General features: G+C 40.6%; 17 protein-coding genes. 7 read left to right on the top strand and 10 right to left on the bottom strand.

Features of this window, described 5'->3' with window-relative positions; genetic code table 11:
* Window positions 1-28: 28 nt before the first annotated feature.
* The 10 genes from P5G49_RS15705 to rpmH all read right to left on the bottom strand — a co-directional run bounded on the left by P5G49_RS15705 (window position 29) and on the right by rpmH (window position 9,448).
* A complete protein-coding gene (locus P5G49_RS15705; RefSeq protein ID WP_301245320.1) occupies window positions 29-865 on the bottom strand; it encodes a ParB/RepB/Spo0J family partition protein in 837 nt (278 codons plus the stop codon).
* Window positions 858-1,619 (bottom strand): ParA family protein, encoded by a 762-nt coding sequence (locus P5G49_RS15700; protein ID WP_301245319.1) that lies wholly within the window; start codon window positions 1,617-1,619, stop codon window positions 858-860. The genes P5G49_RS15705 and P5G49_RS15700 overlap by 8 nt, the downstream gene beginning before the upstream one ends.
* Window positions 1,620-1,810: 191 nt before the next feature.
* Window positions 1,811-2,674: a nucleoid occlusion protein gene (gene noc / locus P5G49_RS15695; RefSeq protein ID WP_301245318.1), complete on the bottom strand. Its 864-nt coding sequence runs from the start codon at window positions 2,672-2,674 to the stop codon at window positions 1,811-1,813.
* Between the two features lie 198 nt (window positions 2,675-2,872).
* Window positions 2,873-3,589: a 16S rRNA (guanine(527)-N(7))-methyltransferase RsmG gene (gene rsmG, locus P5G49_RS15690; protein ID WP_301245317.1), complete on the bottom strand. Its 717-nt coding sequence runs from the start codon at window positions 3,587-3,589 to the stop codon at window positions 2,873-2,875.
* A gap of 60 nt (window positions 3,590-3,649) precedes the next feature.
* Window positions 3,650-5,539: a tRNA uridine-5-carboxymethylaminomethyl(34) synthesis enzyme MnmG gene (mnmG, locus tag P5G49_RS15685; protein WP_301245315.1), complete on the bottom strand. Its 1,890-nt coding sequence runs from the start codon at window positions 5,537-5,539 to the stop codon at window positions 3,650-3,652.
* Window positions 5,540-5,569: 30 nt separating this feature from the next.
* A complete protein-coding gene (gene mnmE, locus P5G49_RS15680) occupies window positions 5,570-6,955 on the bottom strand; it encodes a tRNA uridine-5-carboxymethylaminomethyl(34) synthesis GTPase MnmE (protein ID WP_301245314.1) in 1,386 nt (461 codons plus the stop codon).
* Window positions 6,956-7,177: 222 nt separating this feature from the next.
* Window positions 7,178-7,954: an RNA-binding cell elongation regulator Jag/EloR gene (jag, locus tag P5G49_RS15675; RefSeq protein ID WP_301245312.1), complete on the bottom strand. Its 777-nt coding sequence runs from the start codon at window positions 7,952-7,954 to the stop codon at window positions 7,178-7,180.
* On the bottom strand, window positions 7,951-8,721 hold the full coding sequence (gene yidC / locus P5G49_RS15670; protein ID WP_301245310.1) for a membrane protein insertase YidC: 771 nt from the start codon (window positions 8,719-8,721) through the stop codon (window positions 7,951-7,953). Before yidC ends, jag begins: the two co-directional genes overlap by 4 nt.
* Before the next feature lie 70 nt (window positions 8,722-8,791).
* Window positions 8,792-9,136 (bottom strand): ribonuclease P protein component, encoded by a 345-nt coding sequence (gene rnpA, locus P5G49_RS15665; RefSeq protein ID WP_301245308.1) that lies wholly within the window; start codon window positions 9,134-9,136, stop codon window positions 8,792-8,794.
* 177 nt (window positions 9,137-9,313) lie between these two features.
* A complete protein-coding gene (rpmH, locus tag P5G49_RS15660; RefSeq protein WP_147060480.1) occupies window positions 9,314-9,448 on the bottom strand; it encodes a 50S ribosomal protein L34 in 135 nt (44 codons plus the stop codon).
* Window positions 9,449-9,980: 532 nt separating this feature from the next.
* Between rpmH and dnaA the strand changes: the two genes are divergently transcribed.
* From dnaA to P5G49_RS15625, 7 genes are all read left to right on the top strand, one after another.
* Window positions 9,981-11,330, top strand: coding sequence for a chromosomal replication initiator protein DnaA (dnaA, locus tag P5G49_RS15655; RefSeq protein WP_301245306.1), 1,350 nt, complete (start codon window positions 9,981-9,983; stop codon window positions 11,328-11,330).
* Window positions 11,331-11,501: 171 nt separating this feature from the next.
* Window positions 11,502-12,638, top strand: a complete 1,137-nt coding sequence (dnaN, locus tag P5G49_RS15650; RefSeq protein ID WP_301245305.1) for a DNA polymerase III subunit beta — start codon at window positions 11,502-11,504, stop codon at window positions 12,636-12,638.
* A gap of 176 nt (window positions 12,639-12,814) precedes the next feature.
* Window positions 12,815-13,054: a S4 domain-containing protein YaaA gene (gene yaaA / locus P5G49_RS15645; RefSeq protein ID WP_301245303.1), complete on the top strand. Its 240-nt coding sequence runs from the start codon at window positions 12,815-12,817 to the stop codon at window positions 13,052-13,054.
* On the top strand, window positions 13,044-14,174 hold the full coding sequence (gene recF / locus P5G49_RS15640) for a DNA replication/repair protein RecF (protein WP_301245301.1): 1,131 nt from the start codon (window positions 13,044-13,046) through the stop codon (window positions 14,172-14,174). The genes yaaA and recF overlap by 11 nt, the downstream gene beginning before the upstream one ends.
* An 89-nt stretch (window positions 14,175-14,263) precedes the next feature.
* The gene (gyrB, locus tag P5G49_RS15635; RefSeq protein ID WP_301245299.1) at window positions 14,264-16,192 is read left to right on the top strand and encodes a DNA topoisomerase (ATP-hydrolyzing) subunit B; all 1,929 of its coding nucleotides are present in this window, start codon (window positions 14,264-14,266) and stop codon (window positions 16,190-16,192) included.
* 96 nt (window positions 16,193-16,288) lie between these two features.
* Window positions 16,289-18,823: a DNA gyrase subunit A gene (gene gyrA / locus P5G49_RS15630; protein WP_301245298.1), complete on the top strand. Its 2,535-nt coding sequence runs from the start codon at window positions 16,289-16,291 to the stop codon at window positions 18,821-18,823.
* Window positions 18,824-18,950: 127 nt separating this feature from the next.
* Window positions 18,951-20,039, top strand: coding sequence for an HD-GYP domain-containing protein (locus tag P5G49_RS15625; protein WP_301245297.1), 1,089 nt, complete (start codon window positions 18,951-18,953; stop codon window positions 20,037-20,039).
* Window positions 20,040-20,292 lie beyond the last annotated feature (253 nt).

Raw genomic sequence — 20,292 nt, 5'->3', positions numbered from 1 at the left:
TTGCAGTATGAGCAAAATAGGTACATGCTTAATCATTCAACAACTCTAATATTCTTTCAAGATCCTCTTCAGTAAAAAACTCAATTTCTATTTTACCTTTATTTTTCGACTTTTTTATCGTAACGTTAGTGCCGAAATATTCCCGTAAATTAGATTCGTGTTCTTGAAGGAAGATGTTTTTCTCTTTTACCTTTGTTTCACGTGGAACATTTTCATTCATCCTATGAACTAATTTTTCTAATTGCCTGACGTTTAAACCTTCATTTATAGTTTTTTCAGCCGTCAATAGAATTTGCTCTTTCTTTCTAAGCCCAAGCAATGTCCTCCCATGACCCATTGATAATTTTCCATCAGTAATCATAGCCCGCACCTTATCCGGTAAACTTAATAATCGAATATGATTAGCGATATGAGGACGGCTTTTACCGAGCCTGAAAGCAAGTTGCTCTTGCGTAAGTTCTAAATTATCCATCAACTTCTGGTAGGCTTCAGCTTCTTCTATAGGCGTCAAATCTTCGCGCTGCAGATTTTCAAGGATAGCCATTTCCATCGATTCTTCATCCGACAATTGACGGACGACTGCCGGAATCTCTTTAAGTCCTGCAATCTTTGCTGCTCGAAAACGTCGCTCACCTACTACTATTTCATACATTGTCCCGACTTTACGGACAATAATCGGTTGTAATATGCCGTGTTCTTTAATTGATTCACTTAACTCTTGGATTGCATTCTCGTCGAATATTTTTCTTGGCTGATATGGATTCACTTTTATGCTTTTCAATTGAATGTTCTCAATTGATTCTGCTTTTGTTAATGACTCATCGGGAAATAAAGCATTTAACCCTTTTCCAAGACCTTTAGCCATTGTGCACCACTTCCTTTGCCAGCTCTAGATAAACTTCCGCGCCCCTCGATCTTGCATCATACATAATGATCGGTTCTCCATGACTCGGCGCTTCACTCAACCGAACGTTCCGGGGAATAATTGTTCCGTAAACCTTATCCTGAAAATATTTCTTTACTTCTTCAATGACTTGAATACCTAAATTTGTTCGTGCATCAAACATCGTTAATAAAACACCATCAATCATTAGTGCCTCATTCAAATGCTTTTGTACAAGCCTAATCGTACTTAACAATTGGCTTAAACCTTCCAACGCATAATATTCGCATTGAACCGGAATGATGACTGAATCAGCTGCAGTCAATGAATTGATAGTTAATAATCCTAAGGACGGAGGACAGTCGATAATAATGTAGTCATAAGAATTCTTTGCATTTTGAATCGCATGCTTCATCCGAACTTCCCTTGAAATCGTTGACACAAGTTCAATTTCAGCACCTGCCAAAGAAATAGTCGCTGGAACAATATCCAAGTTTTCCATTTTGGTGTGGTGTATGACCTCTTTTATATCGACATCGTCTATTAACATGTCATAGATACATTGATGTACATCACCCTTATTGACCCCTACCCCACTTGTGGCATTCCCTTGGGGATCGGCGTCAATTAATAATACCTTTTTGCCGATATGTGCAAGGCAAGCACTTAAGTTAACTGAGGTGGTTGTCTTTCCAACTCCTCCTTTTTGATTAGCGATTGCAATAATTTTACCCACACTTGCACCTGCTTTCTCACTCATCATACTAAAAAATAATGCTTATTTTATATTGATTGACAATTTATTGATCTATTTCTTTCATTCTATTATAGTTTATCAAAAAAACGATGGTCGTGGTAATGTATCGCATAAAAAAAACTCCTGCTTCTCTCAAGCAAGAGTCAGTACTCTTATAATCTATAGATTCACTATTTCTTTTTTGGGATTTTGACAGTTATCGTATAGAAATCCTCTGTGTCTTCTTCCTCGGTCTTCACATTAATGCCGCTTTTCGTTACAAGAGCCAATGATTGGCGTATTGTGTTCAAGGCTATTCGCACATCTTTGCTCACAGACTTTCTTCTGACTGGCTTTTTCTTTTCTTTTTCTTCTTCTTCAACTGGATTTAACGCAAGATGGATTCGTTCCTCCAATTGCTTAACATTGAGCTGCTCATCGATTGCTTCATTAAAAAGCTTTGTTTGTAAATCGGCATCCTTAACAGAAATTAATGCTCTTGCATGCCTTTCTGACAATTCCTTTGTAAGGATTTTATCTTTTATTTCGTTAGGAAGTTTCAATAGACGAAGTTTGTTAGCAATTGTTGACTGACCTTTTCCCAATCGTTGAGCCAATGCTTCCTGAGTTAAAGAGTGCAACTCTAATAATTTTTCGTACGCATATGCTTCTTCTATCGCTGTCAATTCTTCACGCTGCAAGTTTTCGATCAATGCAATGGAAGCTGTTTCTCTATCGTCAAGATTACGAATAATTGCAGGTACTTCTTCCCAACCCAATTTTTTCATAGCGCGGTATCTACGTTCACCTGCGATGATTTCATATCCATCATCACTTTTCCGGATAACAATTGGTTGGATAACGCCGTGCGTATGAATTGTCCTAGCTAACTCTTCGATTTTCTCCTCAGAAAAAATTGTTCGCGGTTGATATTTATTTGGTTTTATCAAGTCTATTTTTACTTGATCGACTTTTTCGGATGGAGTGTCCTCGATTTGTTGTATTTCAGGTTCTTTTTCTGTACTGCCAAAAAACCGTGAAAACGTATTTTTCATCCCCGCACCACCTTTATATAAAACTGCTCGTCTTTAATTGTATATTCGCCATATCTATTATATATCCTCTTTGGTACTTATTAAAGGGTAGATTAATAGAATGTAGTTTAGATAGTATACAGAAATATATCCATATACCATCAACTATACTACCGATCTACATTACAAGTCATAAAAGAAATGTTTCACGTGGAACAATTAAGTAATTGGTGTTTTATTTGGTACACCCGGTTTGCGGGGATATTTCTTAGGAGTTTTCTTAACCTTCCTAAAAACGAATATATTTCTTTCGCTTTCTTCTACAGGTAAATTAAAAGAATACTTATCAAGTATCTCAGCCCCTAATATTGAAAGCGCCTTTTTGGCATCTATCAATTCTTCTTCACCTGCTGCACCCTTCATGGAAATAAAAATTCCACCCTCTTTAACAAGGGGTATGCATAACTCTGAGAGTACTGACAAACGGGCGACAGCACGTGCGGTAACGATATCAAATTGCTCACGGTACTTCGGGTTTTGACCAAACTCTTCAGCCCTGGAGTGAACAAAATTAACGTTATTAAGGTTCAACTCTTTCGAAAGTTCGTTTAAAAAAGTAATTCGTTTGTTAAGCGAGTCAACAATTGTTACCGATAGTTCAGGAAAACAGATCTTTAATGGAATGCTAGGAAACCCTGCCCCTGCTCCTACATCACAAATAGACTTATTTCCCGATAGATCAGTGTAAAACGCAGCAGTTATTGAATCAAAAAAATGCTTGAGATAAACAGAAGGTGCATCCGTAATTGCTGTTAAATTCATTTTTTCATTCCACTCAACCAACATTTTGAAATACGTATTGAACTGTTGCACCTGGAACTCCGTCAAGCTAATTCCCTGTTTTTTCAATGCCTCTAAAAATTGTTCTTCGTTCACTTGGATCCTCCTTTTAAAAAAGACTGATGCGGACTTATACTCCACATCAGTCACATGATGTCAACCAGATATTTTTGCGATTTTACCTTGCTCAATATAAACAAGAAGAATAGAAATATCAGCAGGATTAACGCCTGAAATCCTTGAAGCTTGCGCAATTGAAAGTGGTCTTACTGCTGTAAGATTAGCTTTCGCCTCTTTTGCAATTCCATTGATTGCATGGTAATCAATGTTTTCCGGAATTCTTTTGTTCTCCATCTTCTTCATTCGTTCCACTTGTTGCATTGATTTTTCGATATAACCTTCGTATTTGATGAAAATCTCAACTTGTTCGGCCACTTCGGCAGATAGCTCTTCCTCGGTTGGAACAACTGTTATGATTTGTTCGTATTTCATTTCAGGTCGCTTTAACAGGTCGGCAGCTTTCATAGGTTCACGAAGCTCCGTTCCCCCGGATTGATGGATAATTTCTTGAACGGCTTCACTTGGTTTGATCGTCACTTTGCGAAGTCGATCAATTTCCTGTTCAATTTGCTGCTTTTTCACAAGGAATTTTTCATAGCGCTCTTCGCTAATCATTCCAAGTTGGTATCCAATTTCTGTAAGTCGCAAGTCCGCATTATCATGACGCAGCAAAAGTCTGTATTCAGCTCTTGATGTAAGAAGACGATATGGCTCGCTTGTTCCTTTTGTTACAAGGTCATCGATAAGGACACCGATATAAGCATCCGATCTTCCCAAAATGACTTCCTCTTTGCCAAGTGCTTTTCTTGCAGCATTTATACCAGCCATGATGCCTTGTGCAGCTGCTTCTTCATAACCGGAAGTCCCGTTAATTTGGCCGGCTGTATAAAGGTTTTTAATTTTCTTCGTTTCAAGTGTCGGCCAAAGCTGTGTTGCGATGATGGAATCATACTCAATCGCATAACCAGCACGCATCATTTCCGCCTTTTCAAGTCCTGGAACACTTTCAATTAATCTCCGTTGAACGTGTTCAGGCAGGCTTGTTGAAAGTCCTTGTACATAAAACTCTTTCGTATTTCGACCTTCCGGCTCGAGGAAAATCTGGTGACGTGATTTATCTGCAAAACGAACGATTTTATCTTCAATCGAAGGGCAATAGCTTGGCCCTTTCCCTTTTATCATCCCGGAATACATCGGTGATAGATGAAGGTTTTCATTGATGATTTCATGTGTTGTCGGTGTCGTATATGTCAACCAGCAAGGCAATTGATCCATAATGAATTCCGTTGTTTCATAACTGAATGCACGTGGCTCCTCGTCACCTGGTTGAATTTCAGTTTTGCTGTAATCGATCGTATTGCCATTAATCCGCGGTGGAGTACCTGTTTTAAATCGAACCGTTTCCAATCCGAGTTCTTGCAAGTTTTCTGCAAGCTTGATGGCTGGCATTTGGTTATTCGGTCCGCTTGAGTATTTCAAGTCACCGATAATGACTTCCCCGCGAAGGAAAGTTCCTGTTGTGATAATTACTGTTTTTGCCCGATAAACTGCGCCAATTTGAGTGATGAGTCCTTTCACTTCGTTGTCTTCGACGATTAATTCTTCGACGACTCCTTGGTGAAGTGTTAGGTTTTCCTGTTCTTCAAGAACACGTTTCATTTCTTGTTGGTAAAGGACTTTATCCGCTTGCGCACGAAGTGCACGTACGGCCGGGCCTTTTCCTGTATTTAACATCCGCATTTGGATATGCGTTTTATCAATGACTTTCCCCATTGCTCCGCCGAGTGCATCAATCTCCCGTACGACGATCCCTTTCGCAGGACCACCAAGAGATGGATTGCACGGCATGAAAGCAATCATGTCAAGATTCATGGTAAGCACCAATGTCGATGCACCCATCTTCGCTGAGGCTAATGCTGCTTCTACGCCGGCATGCCCCGCTCCGATGACTATACAATCGAACGTGCCTGCTTCAAATTGTGGCATGTTCGTTCATCCTTCCTATTTTATAGATTATTATTTCCCTAAACAAAACTGGGAGAACAATTGGTTGATGAGGCTGTCTTGGACTGTGTCTCCAACGATTTCGCCTAAGAGCTCCCACGTGCGCGTAACATCGATTTGAATCATGTCGACTGGTACGCTTGCCTCTGCGGCGGATATAGCGTCCTGGATCGTCTTGTGCGCTTTATGAAGCAATGCAATATGTCGGGCGTTGGATACATATGTGAGGTCGCCGGCTTCAAGTGTTCCTTCAAAGAAGAGCTTCGCAATTGCTTCTTCAAGTTCATCAATGCCTTCTTCTTTAAGGATGGATGTAGTGACAACTGTACCTTTTCCGGCTAATTCATGCACTTTTTGCATATCAATTTTCTGAGGGAGATCGGTTTTATTAATAACGACGATTAAATCCATCTCTGCTGTTGCTTCAAATAGACGGATATCCTCTTCTGATAACTCCTCGGAGCTATTTAGGACAAGGAGAATGAGATCTGCCTCTTTTAGTACTTGTCGAGACCTTTCTACACCGATCCTTTCAACGATATCCTCCGTTTCACGAATGCCTGCTGTATCGACAAGCCGTAGAGGTACTCCACGGACATTGACATATTCCTCAATTATATCGCGGGTTGTTCCGGCAATTTCAGTGACAATGGCCTTATTCTCCTGAACGAGGCTGTTCAGTAAAGAAGATTTCCCGACGTTCGGCCTTCCGATGATGACAGTAGATAATCCTTCCCGTAAGATTTTTCCTTGGGAAGAGGTTCGAAGGAGTTTCTCAATCTCCTGTTTGACCCATGTCCCCTTCTCAATCATTAGTGGAATGGTTACTTCTTCGACGTCATCGTATTCCGGGTAGTCGATATTCACTTCTACCTGCGCCAGTGTTTCAAGAAGAGCTTGTCTTAATTCGCCGATCAGCCTGGAAAGCTTCCCTTCCATTTGGTTTAAGGCGACATTCATTGCCCGATCGGTTTTTGCACGAATCAAGTCCATGACCGCTTCCGCTTGAGATAAATCGATACGTCCATTTAGAAATGCACGCTTTGAAAACTCGCCTGGTTCTGCGAGGCGAGCTCCTTCTTTCAAAACGAGGTTGAGGACACGGTTTACTGCCACCACACCGCCGTGGCAATTCACTTCAACGACATCTTCACGGGTGAACGTTTTTGGCGCTTTCATAATGGAAACCATTACTTCCTCGACAATGTCACCTGTGGATGGGTCTACCAAGTGTCCGTAATGTATTGTATGTGATTGTTCATCCGCCAGTTTTTTCCCGGACGGAGAACGGAAAATTCGATCTGAAATGTCGATAGCTTCGTCTCCACTAAGCCGGACGATGGCGATAGCCCCTTCCCCCATTGGAGTGGATATGGCAGCTATAGTATCAAATTGCATATTCATCACCTTCCTGACCTGTTACCCACATGTGGATAACTGTTTTGACATGACTATCTGACATAATATATTATCACAAATTCACGATTTCTCATAGTCGCTGAACTAAAAAATGTGGATAAGTTAGATTGAGGATGCTTTTATGAGAAAAAAACTATTTTAAGCAACAATTTTTTGCATTAAAAAACCCCGTGAAATCCACGGGGTTTTTATTGCACGTATTCAATTAATAGGTTCGATTACAAGGTATCGATGCGGATCCGTACCCTCCGAATAAGTTTCGATATCTAAACGGTTCGATAAAGCATTGTGAATGACTTTTCTTTCATATGAAGGCATCGGTTCCAATTTTACTTTCCTTCCGTTGCGGACGGCTTGATCCGCCATGCGTTCTGCAAATTGCTCTAAGGATTGTTCGCGTCTTTCACGGTAGTCACCCACGTCTAAACGTACTACTTTGAATTGGCCAGCATATTTATTTGTAACGAGCTGGGCCAATTGCTGCAATGCATTCAATGTTTGACCTCTTTTTCCGATAAGAAATGCAGCTTTTTTACTCTCCAATTGGAATGAAATATACTTCCCTTCCATTTCATGAGTGATGGCCAAATCATCTATACCCATTGCTTCAGCAATAGCCTTGACATACGCAGCTGTTTCATCGATTGCCTGTTGGTCAGATACCTCAGGATTCTCGATCATAACCTCTACAATTTCCTTCACTGGTTCAATAGACTGGTCTACCACTTCTTCTATTGTCGTTTCCAAGGTTGGTTCTTGTACCTTTTCAACCTTTTCTTTAGAAGAAATCGGTTGTTGAGTTTCTGTCTTTATGATGCTAACAATTACTTCCGCTTCTCTGACACCAAAACCTAAAAATCCTTTTTTCCCGGGGTCAATTATTTCTACATCCACTTCATCACGCGTCACATTGAGCTTTTGCAATGCTGCCGAAATTGCAGCCTCCACTGTCGCTCCCTTTCGCGTTATCCTTGTCATTTCTTTTTCCCTCCCACTTTTACAGGTTCCACTTCTTTTTTCTTGAATGGTTTGTAAATGAAGATATTCTGGATAATTGAAATGATATTACCGATAACCCAATATAGTGCAAGTGCTGCTGGTAGGAATGTACCGAAAATCATGATCATGAAAGGCATGATGTACATCATTACTTTCATTTGCGGGTTGTCCATCGCTGGACCCGTACGCAATACTGCGAATTGCATAAGTCCCGCTATAATTCCGAGAGTTATACTCGGCGTACCAAGCTCAAACCATAGGAATTTACCGATATCGATTTCTGGGGTCGCATTCATCCTGCTGATTGCATGATAGAGCCCGATGACGATTGGCATCTGGATAAGAACAGGTAAACAACCTGCAGCAGGATTAATCTTCTGCTCTGTCATCACTCGTTGCATTTCTTCCCGATACTTCTGTTGAGTTACAGCGTCTTTTGATTTGTATTTCTCTTTCAAACCGTTTAGAATCGGTTGCATTTCCTGCATACGCTTCGAGCTTTGCGCTTGTTTAATCATAAGCGGCAATAAAATCAAGCGGATGATGATGGTTACGGCAATGATTCCGAAACCATATGTACCTAAAAGTTCTTTGAAGGTTACGATCAAAGATACAATCGGCCAGACGATGTATTTATTCCAAAATCCTTCGCTCGTATCGTATATCGGTTCATTAAATTCCGAACAACCTGCTAGGAATACCGATAAAACAGTAAGCATAAGTATTAACGCGGTTCTTTTTTTCAACTTGTTTCCCCCAAATCTATTCCATAGAATCTATCGTTGATTTCAGTTTATCATGAACATTTATAACGTTCTACTTCTTATTGAATGCCTTGGCAATCTTCAGTACATGTTGCAGGCTTTTTTTTGTTTCGTGGAAGTCAAGGTTGGCCGCCTGGTGTCTGGCGATAATAACATAATCCCTATCATTTTTCAGTTCTTCTTTCATTTCAAGGAAGGCTTGACGGATATATCTCTTGATGCGGTTGCGCGTTACGGCATTTCCTAATTTCTTTCCGACGGACAGGCCGATCCTGAATTCCTGTTGTTCTTCTTTTATATAGGAATAAACGACAAATTGCCGATTTGCAACAGATTTACCCTTTTTAAATACTTTTTGAAAGTCATCGTTCTTCTTCACCCGTTGACGTTTTTTCAAACCTTTCACCTCCTGTATCACTTTCAATCCAGCTTCGGGCGCTAACTGCTCGGGTCATAAGTCAAAGCTATTGCGTGGCAAAAGGCGCCACTCCGTATCTTCGCCTTATGCCTGTCGCATCTATTCAGGCCGCCTCCGCTTTTTATAAAAAAAAAAAGACCACTTTTAAGAGTGGTCTTATGCTGAAAGCACTTTTCTTCCTTTGCGACGACGAGCAGCGAGGATATTACGACCGCTTTTTGAGCTCATTCTTGCACGGAAGCCGTGAACTTTACTACGTTTACGTTTATTTGGTTGGAATGTACGTTTCATTTCAAAGACACCTCCTGCATTGTCTCTATACTTTCTGAGAGTCTTGAATAGTATAAAGTGCTTTTCAAACAAAGTCAATTATTTTTTCTATCTCGATTTGGCTCATTACAGTTTTCGATACGTTTCATTTTCATTCGACATCGTTCGACCTGAAAAATCTTCAATAAAAGTTATCCACATCGAAAAATGTAGATTGCTGAAAAATATGTTCATAGAAATTTTCATCGTTTTTTTATGCACAGGTCTTATCTACACCTTTTGCACATACAAAAGCCTGTGGATAAAGTAATTCTCCACAATTGCCGCTATTGTTAATAACTCATAGAATCCCTTGTCATTCTTATAGATTCTTGATACAATATAAAGGATTTTGCTGTTAACAAATTAAAAAGCCCATTCAATTATCCACAATTGTTGATAGGTTGTGGATAATTTTTTCAACACTTTGGGATATTTTTTATCCACACGAAGGAATTCTGTGTATAATACATATTCCTGTGTTTTTTTATTTCTATGTAAAGGAGGCCCACGAGTGGATCAGCTTGAAAAATTATGGAACGAAGTTTTGTCGAAAGTTGAAGATAAAGTTTCGCGACCAAGTTTCGAAACTTGGCTTAAATCGACAAAATTAATGACCTATGGTGATGAAAACGTGACGATTGCTGTTCCTAATTCGTTTGCGAAGGACTGGTTAGAAACCCATTACGTGCATTTAATAACCGGCATCCTATCGGAATTGACCGGTGAAGACCGACTCATCCATTTTGTTGTTCCAAAGGAAATGGAAGAAAGTGATTTTAAGATACCTAAAACAGTTGTCAAACAAGCTGATAAAACGCCTGTCCCATCAGCATCTGTCATGTTAAATCCCAAATATACATTTGATACATTCGTTATCGGCTCAGGAAACAGATTTGCACACGCTGCCTCGTTAGCCGTGGCTGAAGCCCCTGCTAAGTCATATAATCCTCTATTCATCTATGGCGGCGTCGGTCTTGGGAAAACCCATCTTATGCATGCAATTGGGCATTATATAATGGAACAGGACCCTTCTGCTAAAGTCGTTTATTTATCTTCTGAGAAGTTTACGAATGAATTTATCAATTCCATTATGAATAACAAAGCCGGCGATTTTAGAAACCAGTATCGTAACGTAGATGTCCTTCTAATTGACGATATTCAGTTCATCGCTGGAAAAGAACAAACACAAGAAGAATTTTTCCATACTTTTAATACGTTACATGAGGAAGCAAAACAAATTATCATTTCGAGTGACCGACCTCCAAAAGAGATACCTACACTCGAGGATCGCTTAAGATCCAGGTTTGAGTGGGGTTTGATTACGGACATTGCCCCGCCTGATCTTGAGACCCGTATTGCAATTTTACGTAAAAAGGCAAAAGCTGATGGACTAATTGATATTTCGGATGATGTGATGTTATACATTGCGAACCAGATCGATACAAACATACGGGAATTGGAAGGTGCACTTATTCGAGTCGTCGCTTATTCTTCCCTTGTAAATATGGATATAACAACCGATCTTGCAGCCGAAGCATTGAAAGATATCATCCCAAATGCACGTCCGCGTACAGTAAGTATTTTAGATATCCAAAAAACAGTTGGAGAACATTTCAATATCCGGCTTGAAGACTTTTCTGCCAAAAAAAGAACACGAGCAATCGCATTCCCACGTCAAATCGCCATGTATCTTTCACGCGAATTGACGGATTCTTCGTTGCCTAAAATTGGATCAGAATTTGGTGGTCGTGACCATTCAACTGTCATTCATGCTCATGAAAAGATTGCTAAGCAATTGAAGGATGATAAGAATCTGCAACAGGATATTCAAGATATCAAAATTATTCTTGGTCGCGGTTGAAAATTTCACATGTGAATAACTCTTAAAATGCAGAACAGACTGTGCACAGGTTATACACATGTGTTTAACTTTCTAAAATATAGGTTTTTAGGGCTTATCAACATTTCCACAGCCCCTATTACTATTACTATCTTTATTACTTAATTAATAATATATAAGCGAGGGTGCAAAATGAAATTTGAAATTATGAGAGATTGGTTGCTCGAGGGATTAAATGACGTAATGAAAGCAATCAGTCAAAAAGTGGCGAATCCCATTTTGACCGGCGTAAAAATTGAAGTTACTGAAAAAGGATTGACAATGACCGGTAGTGATTCGGATATTACAATCTGCACATATATCCCGATTGAAGAAGATGGTGAACAAATAATTAGCGTTATTGAATCAGGATCCATCATCCTTCAGGCAAAAGTTTTTAGCGAAATCGTAAGAAAACTACCAACAAATGAAGTTACGATTGAAATTAAAAACGGCATGCAAACTCATATTAAATCTGGTAAATCCGAATTCCATCTGATTGGATCCAATTCAGATGACTACCCTGTGCTGCCGAATGTAAAAGACGAATATCGATTCTCTCTGCCAGCTGATTTGATGAAATCCCTTATCAAAGAAACTGTATTCGCGGTATCTCAACAAGAAACACGCCCGATACTTACTGGTGTCCATTGGGAAACGGTAAATGAAAAACTTGTATGTGTCGCTACAGACAGCCATCGTCTTGCAAGAAGAGAAATTACGCCAGAAATTATGCCTGAAAGCCCATTTAGTGTAGTCATTCCAGGGAAAAGTCTACAAGAGTTGAATAAAATTCTTCCAGACAACTCGGATCTTGTTGAAATTGTAATTGCAGATCAGCAGGTCTTATTCAAGTCCAGGAATGTACTTTTCTATTCAAGGCTTCTTGAAGGGAATTATCCGGACACGTCACGATTGATCCCAGCTGAATATAAGACGACGGTGACTGTGAATGGACGACAGTTATTACAAGCCATTGACCGTGCATCTTTACTTGCTCGCGAAGAACGAAATAATATTGTTCGATTTTCTGCTGATGAAGGAAAAATGCTTGAAGTTTCTTCAAATTCACCTGAAATAGGAAAAGTTGAAGAACTGATCGAAGCAATCGATGTAACAGGGGAAAACTTAAAAATCTCTTTTAGCGCGAAATATATGATGGATGCATTGAAGGCGATTGAAGGCCAGGATATCGCCATCCATTTCACGGGTGCAATGCGGCCATTCATTTTAAAGTCAATTGACAGCGACTCCATTCTGCAATTGATATTGCCAGTCAGGACATTTTAATTGAATTCTGTAATCTGTGGATAAATGTCCAAGAAATCATTATCCACATGTTTACAACTTACAGTTTCCATAGCGATTGAAAGAAAGGATAGTCAATTTTTTGGCTATCCTTTTTACTTACAGCGCAAAGTTCGGTAAAATAGAGAGACAGACTAATTTGAGAAGGATTGAAGCGGATGGAAGTTATACAAATCGATACTGAGTTCGTTACATTGGGGCAATTACTTAAAATGACAAATGTAATTGGCTCTGGTGGAATGGCCAAATGGTTTTTGGAAGAACATGCAGTTTACGTGAATGGTGAAGAAGAACGTCGAAGAGGTAAGAAAATTTACGATGGCGATGTCGTTACTATTCCTAATGCAGGAAGGTTCAAGATAACCTCATCCCTAAATGGTCAATCGGATGTTCATTGAACGCCTATCTCTGACAGATTATCGGAATTACGATTCCCTTGAGTTGTCTTTTTCTCCTCAAATAAATGTACTGATTGGTGAAAACGCACAAGGCAAGACGAATATCATGGAAGCGATATACGTCTTGTCCATGGCGAAATCACATCGTACATCAAATGATCGTGAACTTATACGTTGGGAACAAGAGTATGGTAAAATAAAAGGGGACATCCAACGCAAGTATGGACGTCTTCCACTTGAATTGACAATATCGAAAAAGGGCAAGAAGGCGCGGGTTAATCATCTGGAACAAAACCGCTTGAGCCACTATATCGGTCAACTCAATGTTGTCATGTTTGCTCCGGAGGACTTGAATCTTGTAAAAGGAAGCCCACAGGTCCGAAGAAGATTCTTAGATATGGAAATCGGACAAATATCCCCAGTCTATCTTCATGATCTGCTGACCTTCCAAAAGATTTTAAAGCAACGGAATGCAATACTTAAAGAGAATCGTGGAAAAATGGATTTTTCGAACGTCATGTTCGATATTTATACAGAACAATATGTCCAAGTGGCTGTACAAATTATTCGGAAACGATATTATTTTGTAGAATTACTCCAAAAGTGGGCAGAACCTATCCATAAAGGGATTTCCCGGGGAATCGAGCAGCTTAAAGTAACATATGGGACTTTAAAAGAGCTCGAATCTGGGCAGACTGTCGAACAGATGGAAGAGATACTCAATAGAAAATTGCAAGAAGCGAGACGTCGAGAGTTGGAACGTGGTATGACGCTGATTGGACCACACCGTGACGATCTCCATTTTTTTGTGAATGGATATGATATCCAAACGTATGGATCGCAAGGTCAGCAAAGGACAACAGCATTATCGCTGAAACTTGCTGAAATTGACCTTGTTAAACAGGAAGTTGGAGAAACACCGGTTCTGTTATTGGATGATGTACTGTCAGAACTTGATGATTATCGTCAATCGCACTTGCTGAACACCATGCAAGGGGAGGTCCAGACGATTGTTACTACGACGAACATCGCTGGACTTGATCATGAAACAATACGTAAAGCCGAATTGTATGAGGTCTCAGCAGGTCGGGTTTCAGATAAGGGAAAACGATTGGATTGACAACCTGTCAATCTCGTTCCCCTAAATAAAGTGGAAAAAGTGTCCAAAAAGGTTTAACGATTGATGTTCGGAAAGGAAAGGTGAACATTTTGGCATTGGAAGAAAAAGAATTGCAGACTGCCTATGATGCGAATCAGATTCAAGTCCTTGAAGGGTTAGAGGCAGTTCGTAAACGTCCGGGCATGTATATTGGTACAACAAGTTCACGTGGTCTACACCATCTTGTATGGGAAATTGTCGATAATAGTATCGATGAGGCTTTAGCTGGTCATTGTGATCACATTGAAGTGACAATTGAAAAGGATAATTGGATTCGTGTTGATGATAATGGTCGAGGTATTCCTGTAGGTACACAAGAGTCGACAGGCAGACCGGCTGTGGAAGTCATTATGACAGTTCTTCACGCAGGTGGTAAGTTCGGCGGCGGAGGGTATAAGGTATCCGGCGGGTTGCATGGTGTTGGTGCATCTGTAGTGAATGCACTTTCCGAAGCAACGGAAGTATATGTACATCGTGATGGGAAAATCCATTACATCAGGTTTGAGCGCGGGAATCTTGCGCATGAACTGGAAATCATTGGGGAGACGGAAGAAACAGGTACCCGTACAAGGTTCAAAGCGGATCCTGAAATCTTCAAGGAAACAACTGAATACGAATACGATATTTTGGCTCACCGTATACGTGAGCTTGCTTATTTGAATAGGGGCCTACGTATCACAATCTCAGATGAGCGAGGCGAAGAGAACCGTACTGATACGTTTTACTATGAGGGCGGTATCAAGTCATACGTTGAACACTTAAATCAGAATAAAGAACCCATCCATGAGGAACCAATTTTCATAGAGGGTGAGAAAGACGGAATCTCAATCGAAATTGCCATGCAATATAATGGCGGCTTCGCCGAAAATCTATTATCTTTCGCAAATAATATCAATACGTATGAAGGCGGTACGCATGAATCAGGTTTCAAAACAGCATTAACCCGTGTTGTAAATGATTACGCAAGGAAGAACGGGATGTTGAAAGAATCGGACCCAAATTTGTCGGGGGAAGATGTCCGTGAAGGTTTGACGGCGATTGTTTCAGTCAAACACCCAGATCCGCAGTTTGAAGGTCAGACAAAAACGAAGTTAGGAAACTCTGAGGTCAGCACGATCACAAATGCTTTGTTTTCGGAAGGTTTTCAACGGTTTCTATTAGAAAATCCTATTACTGCACGCTTAATCATTGATAAAAGTCTTATGGCTGCACGAGCAAGACTTGCTGCCAAAAATGCAAGGGAACTGACACGTCGTAAATCTGCATTGGAAGTATCAAGCCTTCCTGGTAAGCTTGCCGACTGTTCTTCCCGTGATCCAGCTATTAGTGAACTGTACATCGTTGAGGGTGACTCGGCTGGTGGTTCGGCAAAAAGCGGACGTGACCGTCATTTCCAAGCGATTTTACCGTTACGCGGTAAGATATTGAACGTTGAAAAAGCAAGACTGGACCGTATTTTAGGAAATGCAGAGATACGAATGATGATTACAGCACTTGGTACAGGGATCGGCGATGAATTCAATCTTTCAAAAGCCCGTTATCATAAGATTGTCATCATGACGGATGCTGACGTGGATGGAGCTCATATCAGGACATTATTATTAACGTTCTTCTTCCGTTTCATGCGCCCACTAATTGAGGCTGGTTATGTTTATATCGCACAGCCGCCGCTTTATAGAGTGAAGCAAGGTAAGCATGAAGAATATTGTTTTGATGAGGTACAATTGCAAGAGATACTTGAGCGACTACCAGCGGCTCCAAAACCAGTCATCACCCGCTATAAAGGTCTTGGTGAAATGGACGCCACTCAATTATGGGAGACGACAATGGATCCGGATCAGCGGACACTACTTCAAGTTCACCTTGAGGACGCTTTTGATGCAGACGCCACCTTCGAACAATTGATGGGTGACGAGGTAGAACCACGACGTAGATTTATCGAGGAAAATGCGATGTATGTAAAGAATTTAGATACTTGATTAATTAAATTTAAGCATGGCCCTTCAAGTGAGGAGCTTTGTTCGGTTAACAGGTTGTCTAAAAATTGGCGCCTGAGTTGAAAGGAGTTTGACATTATGGCAGATATGCCTAAACGTGGTGTTCAAGGGATCAACATCAGTACTGAGATGAGGACGTCCTTTCTTGACTATGCAATGAGCGTTATCGTCTCCAGGGCATTGCCGGATGTACGGGATGGACTGAAGCCCGTACACCGCCGTATTCTTTACGCGATGCAAGATCTTGGAAACACAGCGGATAAACCACATAAGAAATCGGCCCGTATTGTAGGTGACGTTATCGGTAAGTATCACCCGCATGGCGACAGTGCCGTCTATGACACAATGGTAAGGATGGCACAGGATTTCAACTACCGCTATATGCTTGTCGACGGTCACGGGAATTTTGGTTCGGTAGACGGGGATTCGGCAGCAGCGATGCGTTATACGGAATCCAGAATGTCACGCATTGCCATGGAGTTGCTCCGTGATATAAATAAGGACACAATCGATTACCAAGATAACTACGACGGTCAAGAGAAGGAGCCTATTGTACTTCCAAGCCGTTTTCCGAATTTGTTAGTTAACGGTACGTCAGGTATTGCGGTTGGTATGGCAACCAATATTCCTCCTCACAACTTAGGCGAGACGATTGATGGCGTACTTGCTATGGCAGATAATCCGGCTATTACGACAGAAGAATTAATGGAGATTATTCCGGGTCCTGATTTTCCGACCGGGGGTATAATCCTTGGGAGAAGCGGAATCAGAAGAGCCTATGAAACTGGACGTGGCTCCATTGTGATCCGCGGTAAAGTCGAAATTGAACAGCAATCAAACGGCAAGGAAACGATTATCATTTCAGAATTACCTTACCAAGTTAATAAGGCACGCCTTGTTGAGAAAATTGCTGAACTTGTTCGTGATAAGCGTATTGAAGGCATTACCCATTTAGCCGATGAATCAGACAGAACTGGAATGCGTGTTGTCATTGAAGTACGCAGGGATGCAAATGCACATGTATTACTAAATAATTTATACAAGCATACGGCCCTTCAATCGAGCTTTGGTATCAACATGCTTGCTCTTGTTGACGGACAGCCTAAAATACTAGCACTGAAAGAAATTCTTTATCACTATTTAGAACACCAAAAAGTGGTTATTCGCAGACGGACTCAATATGAGTTGAGAAAAGCTGAAGACCGGGCCCACATTTTGGAGGGCTTGCGAATTGCCCTTGATCATATCGATGAAATCATTGCATTGATCCGAGGTTCAAAAACAACAGACGAAGCCAAAACCGGCTTAATGGAACGTTTTAATTTATCGGAACGCCAGTCTCAAGCAATTCTTGATATGCGTCTCCAACGCTTGACTGGATTAGAGCGTGATAAAATTGAGAATGAGTACCAGGAACTCCTTGTTTTAATCTCCGAATTGCGTGCAATTCTTGCAGATGAACAAAAAGTGATCGATATCATCAAAGAGGAACTGCTTGAAGTGAAACAGCGTTTTAACGATGATCGTAGAACTGAAATCACTTCTGGCGGGGCAGAAATGCTTGAGGATGAAGATCTTATTCCTGTAGAAAACTCTGTATTGACGTTGACACATAACGGTTATATTAAGCGTCTTCCAGCTAACACATACAGGAGCCAACGTCGTGGGGGTAGAGGAATTCAAGGGATGGGTACAAATGACGATGACTTTGTCGAACATTTATTAAACACATCCACTCATGACACAATCCTATTCTTTACAAGTAGAGGAAGAGTGTTCCGTAAAAAAGGGTATGAGGTACCTGAATACAGCCGTACGGCAAAAGGTCTGCCAATTATCAATCTATTGGATTTTGATAAGGACGAAAAAGTAACGGCGATGATTCCGGTTGAGAAGTTCGAGGCAGAGAAATATTTATTCTTTGCAACTCGTGAAGGAGTCGTAAAACGTACTTCTGTTGCTGATTTTGCCAATATCCGTTCAAATGGTTTAATAGCTCTCACATTGCGTGGCGATGATGAATTGATCGGTGTCAAAATGACAAATGGTGATCAAAACATTGCTATTGGAACAAGGGATGGCATGCTCATCAAGTTCAATGAGCAAGATATCCGTTCGATGGGACGCGTTGCAAGTGGTGTACGCGGAATCCGTTTACGTGAAGGTGATATCGCTGTAGGCATGGATACCGTTTCGGAAGGCGATGAGATTCTTGTCGTTACCGAGAATGGCTTTGGGAAGCGTACTCCGGAGGATGAATACCGTATCCAATCCCGTGGCGGCTATGGCCTGAAAACGTTGAACGTCACTGACCGGAATGGTCCACTTGTGGCAATGAAAACGGTCGATGGAACTGAGGACCTCATGTTGATCACTATCCATGGCATTCTTATCCGAATGGATATTGAGGATATCTCTTCTATTGGTAGAAGCACGCAAGGCGTTCGTTTAATCAGGCTTGGTGAGGATGAGCTTGTAGCGACAGTTGCAAAAGTTGAAAAAGAACAAGAAGAAGAACACGAAGAAAACGGTGAAGAGGTCATGGACTTAGCTGATTCCGTTGAAGAAGTTGGCTCGATAGTAGAGAATGAACAACAAGAAGAAGAAGAATAAGATTTGTTGAATATAAAAGTTATTGAAATGGCGGATGCTGTTTCAATAACTTTTTTTTATCGTTTATTTCCGTTTAATTCAGTATAATAGTCCATAAGAGATAATCGGAAGGCGGTGAGACTTTAGTATGGAGTCAATTAAAAATATAAGTGAACTGCAGGCGGGAACTTTACTGAAAGAAGATGTGTTCAGTAAAACCAAATACCCGATTATGCGAAAGGAAACTGAGCTTACACTTGAGCATATAGACGTCCTCCGTGCATTTGGAGTGACACAGGTTAGAGTATTAGAAGGATTGGAGAAGAATGATGAAACATCCTCTGATTCATCTGCCACCGAGGACGGTAATGGTAAAGTACCGAACAGTATGCATTGGTTAAAGGATATCTATGACAAAACAGTCCGGGACTATAAGAGGGAATTCAACTATTGGCGTTCGGGTCAACTTCCTGATGTAGCCAAAATCAGATCATTTATTATCCCCTTATTGGAAAAGTTCATTGCCCAAAAAAGGATGCTGACGTTCTTAAATGATTTTTCTACTCCAGAAGAATATATCTATCATCATCCGATTGCCGTTGGAATACTTTCGGCTGCGATCGGCCAGCAAATGGGGTACGAAAAGGGAGACATCATTCAGCTTGGACTTGCGGGGACATTAGCTGATAGTGGTATGGCCAAAATTGCACCTTCAATTGTGGAAAAGACGGCATTCCTTACCCCTGAAGAATACAATGAAGTGAAAAAACATACGCTGTTCAGCGTAAAAATGATTCAGCTTTCGCCTTTAATCAGACAGGATATGAAGTTGGCAATCCTTCAGCATCATGAGCGTCTTGACGGAAGTGGATACCCAAGAGGGGAAAAAATGGAGACGATATTAGTCTTCTCTCAAATTTTAGCTGTTGCGGATGTCTTCCACGCTATGACCTCAGATAGATTGTATAGACCTAAACATTCTCCTTTCAAAGTAATTGAGATGATCAAAGAAGATGAGTTTGGTAAATTCGATATTAAAGTGGTGGACGCACTTCAAAATCTTGTTGGTAGTCTTTCTATAGGAACAAGGGTGAAATTAACCAATGGAGAATTTGGCGAGGTCATGTTCTTGCATCGGGATGCACCATTAAGACCGATGATAAAGAAGGATTCAGACGGTCTAATTATTGACCTATCTACGAATCGTGACATAACGATTGATAGCATTTTAGAGTGAAAAAGGTTTAGCCGTTGTATTGATTACACGGCAAAACCTTTTTTAAAAAGAAGTATTGCAATCAAATAGAAGAGATGTTATAGTAGATAACGTTGCTTTTCCGATAAATAACAAACCACTTCAAAATAGCTTAAAACTTTTTGAGAAAAGTTGTTGACATCGGAAATACAGCATGGTATTATATAAGAGTTGCTTCTTACAGAGCAGCTAACAAATGAACCTTGAAAACTGAACAGCAAAACGTCAACAAATA

The organism is Sporosarcina highlanderae, from assembly GCF_030433715.1.
In the GTDB taxonomy this organism is placed as follows: domain Bacteria; phylum Bacillota; class Bacilli; order Bacillales_A; family Planococcaceae; genus Sporosarcina; species Sporosarcina highlanderae.
Note: the sequence above shows the minus strand (reverse complement) of the source record. Positions and strands in the feature narration are given on the sequence as shown.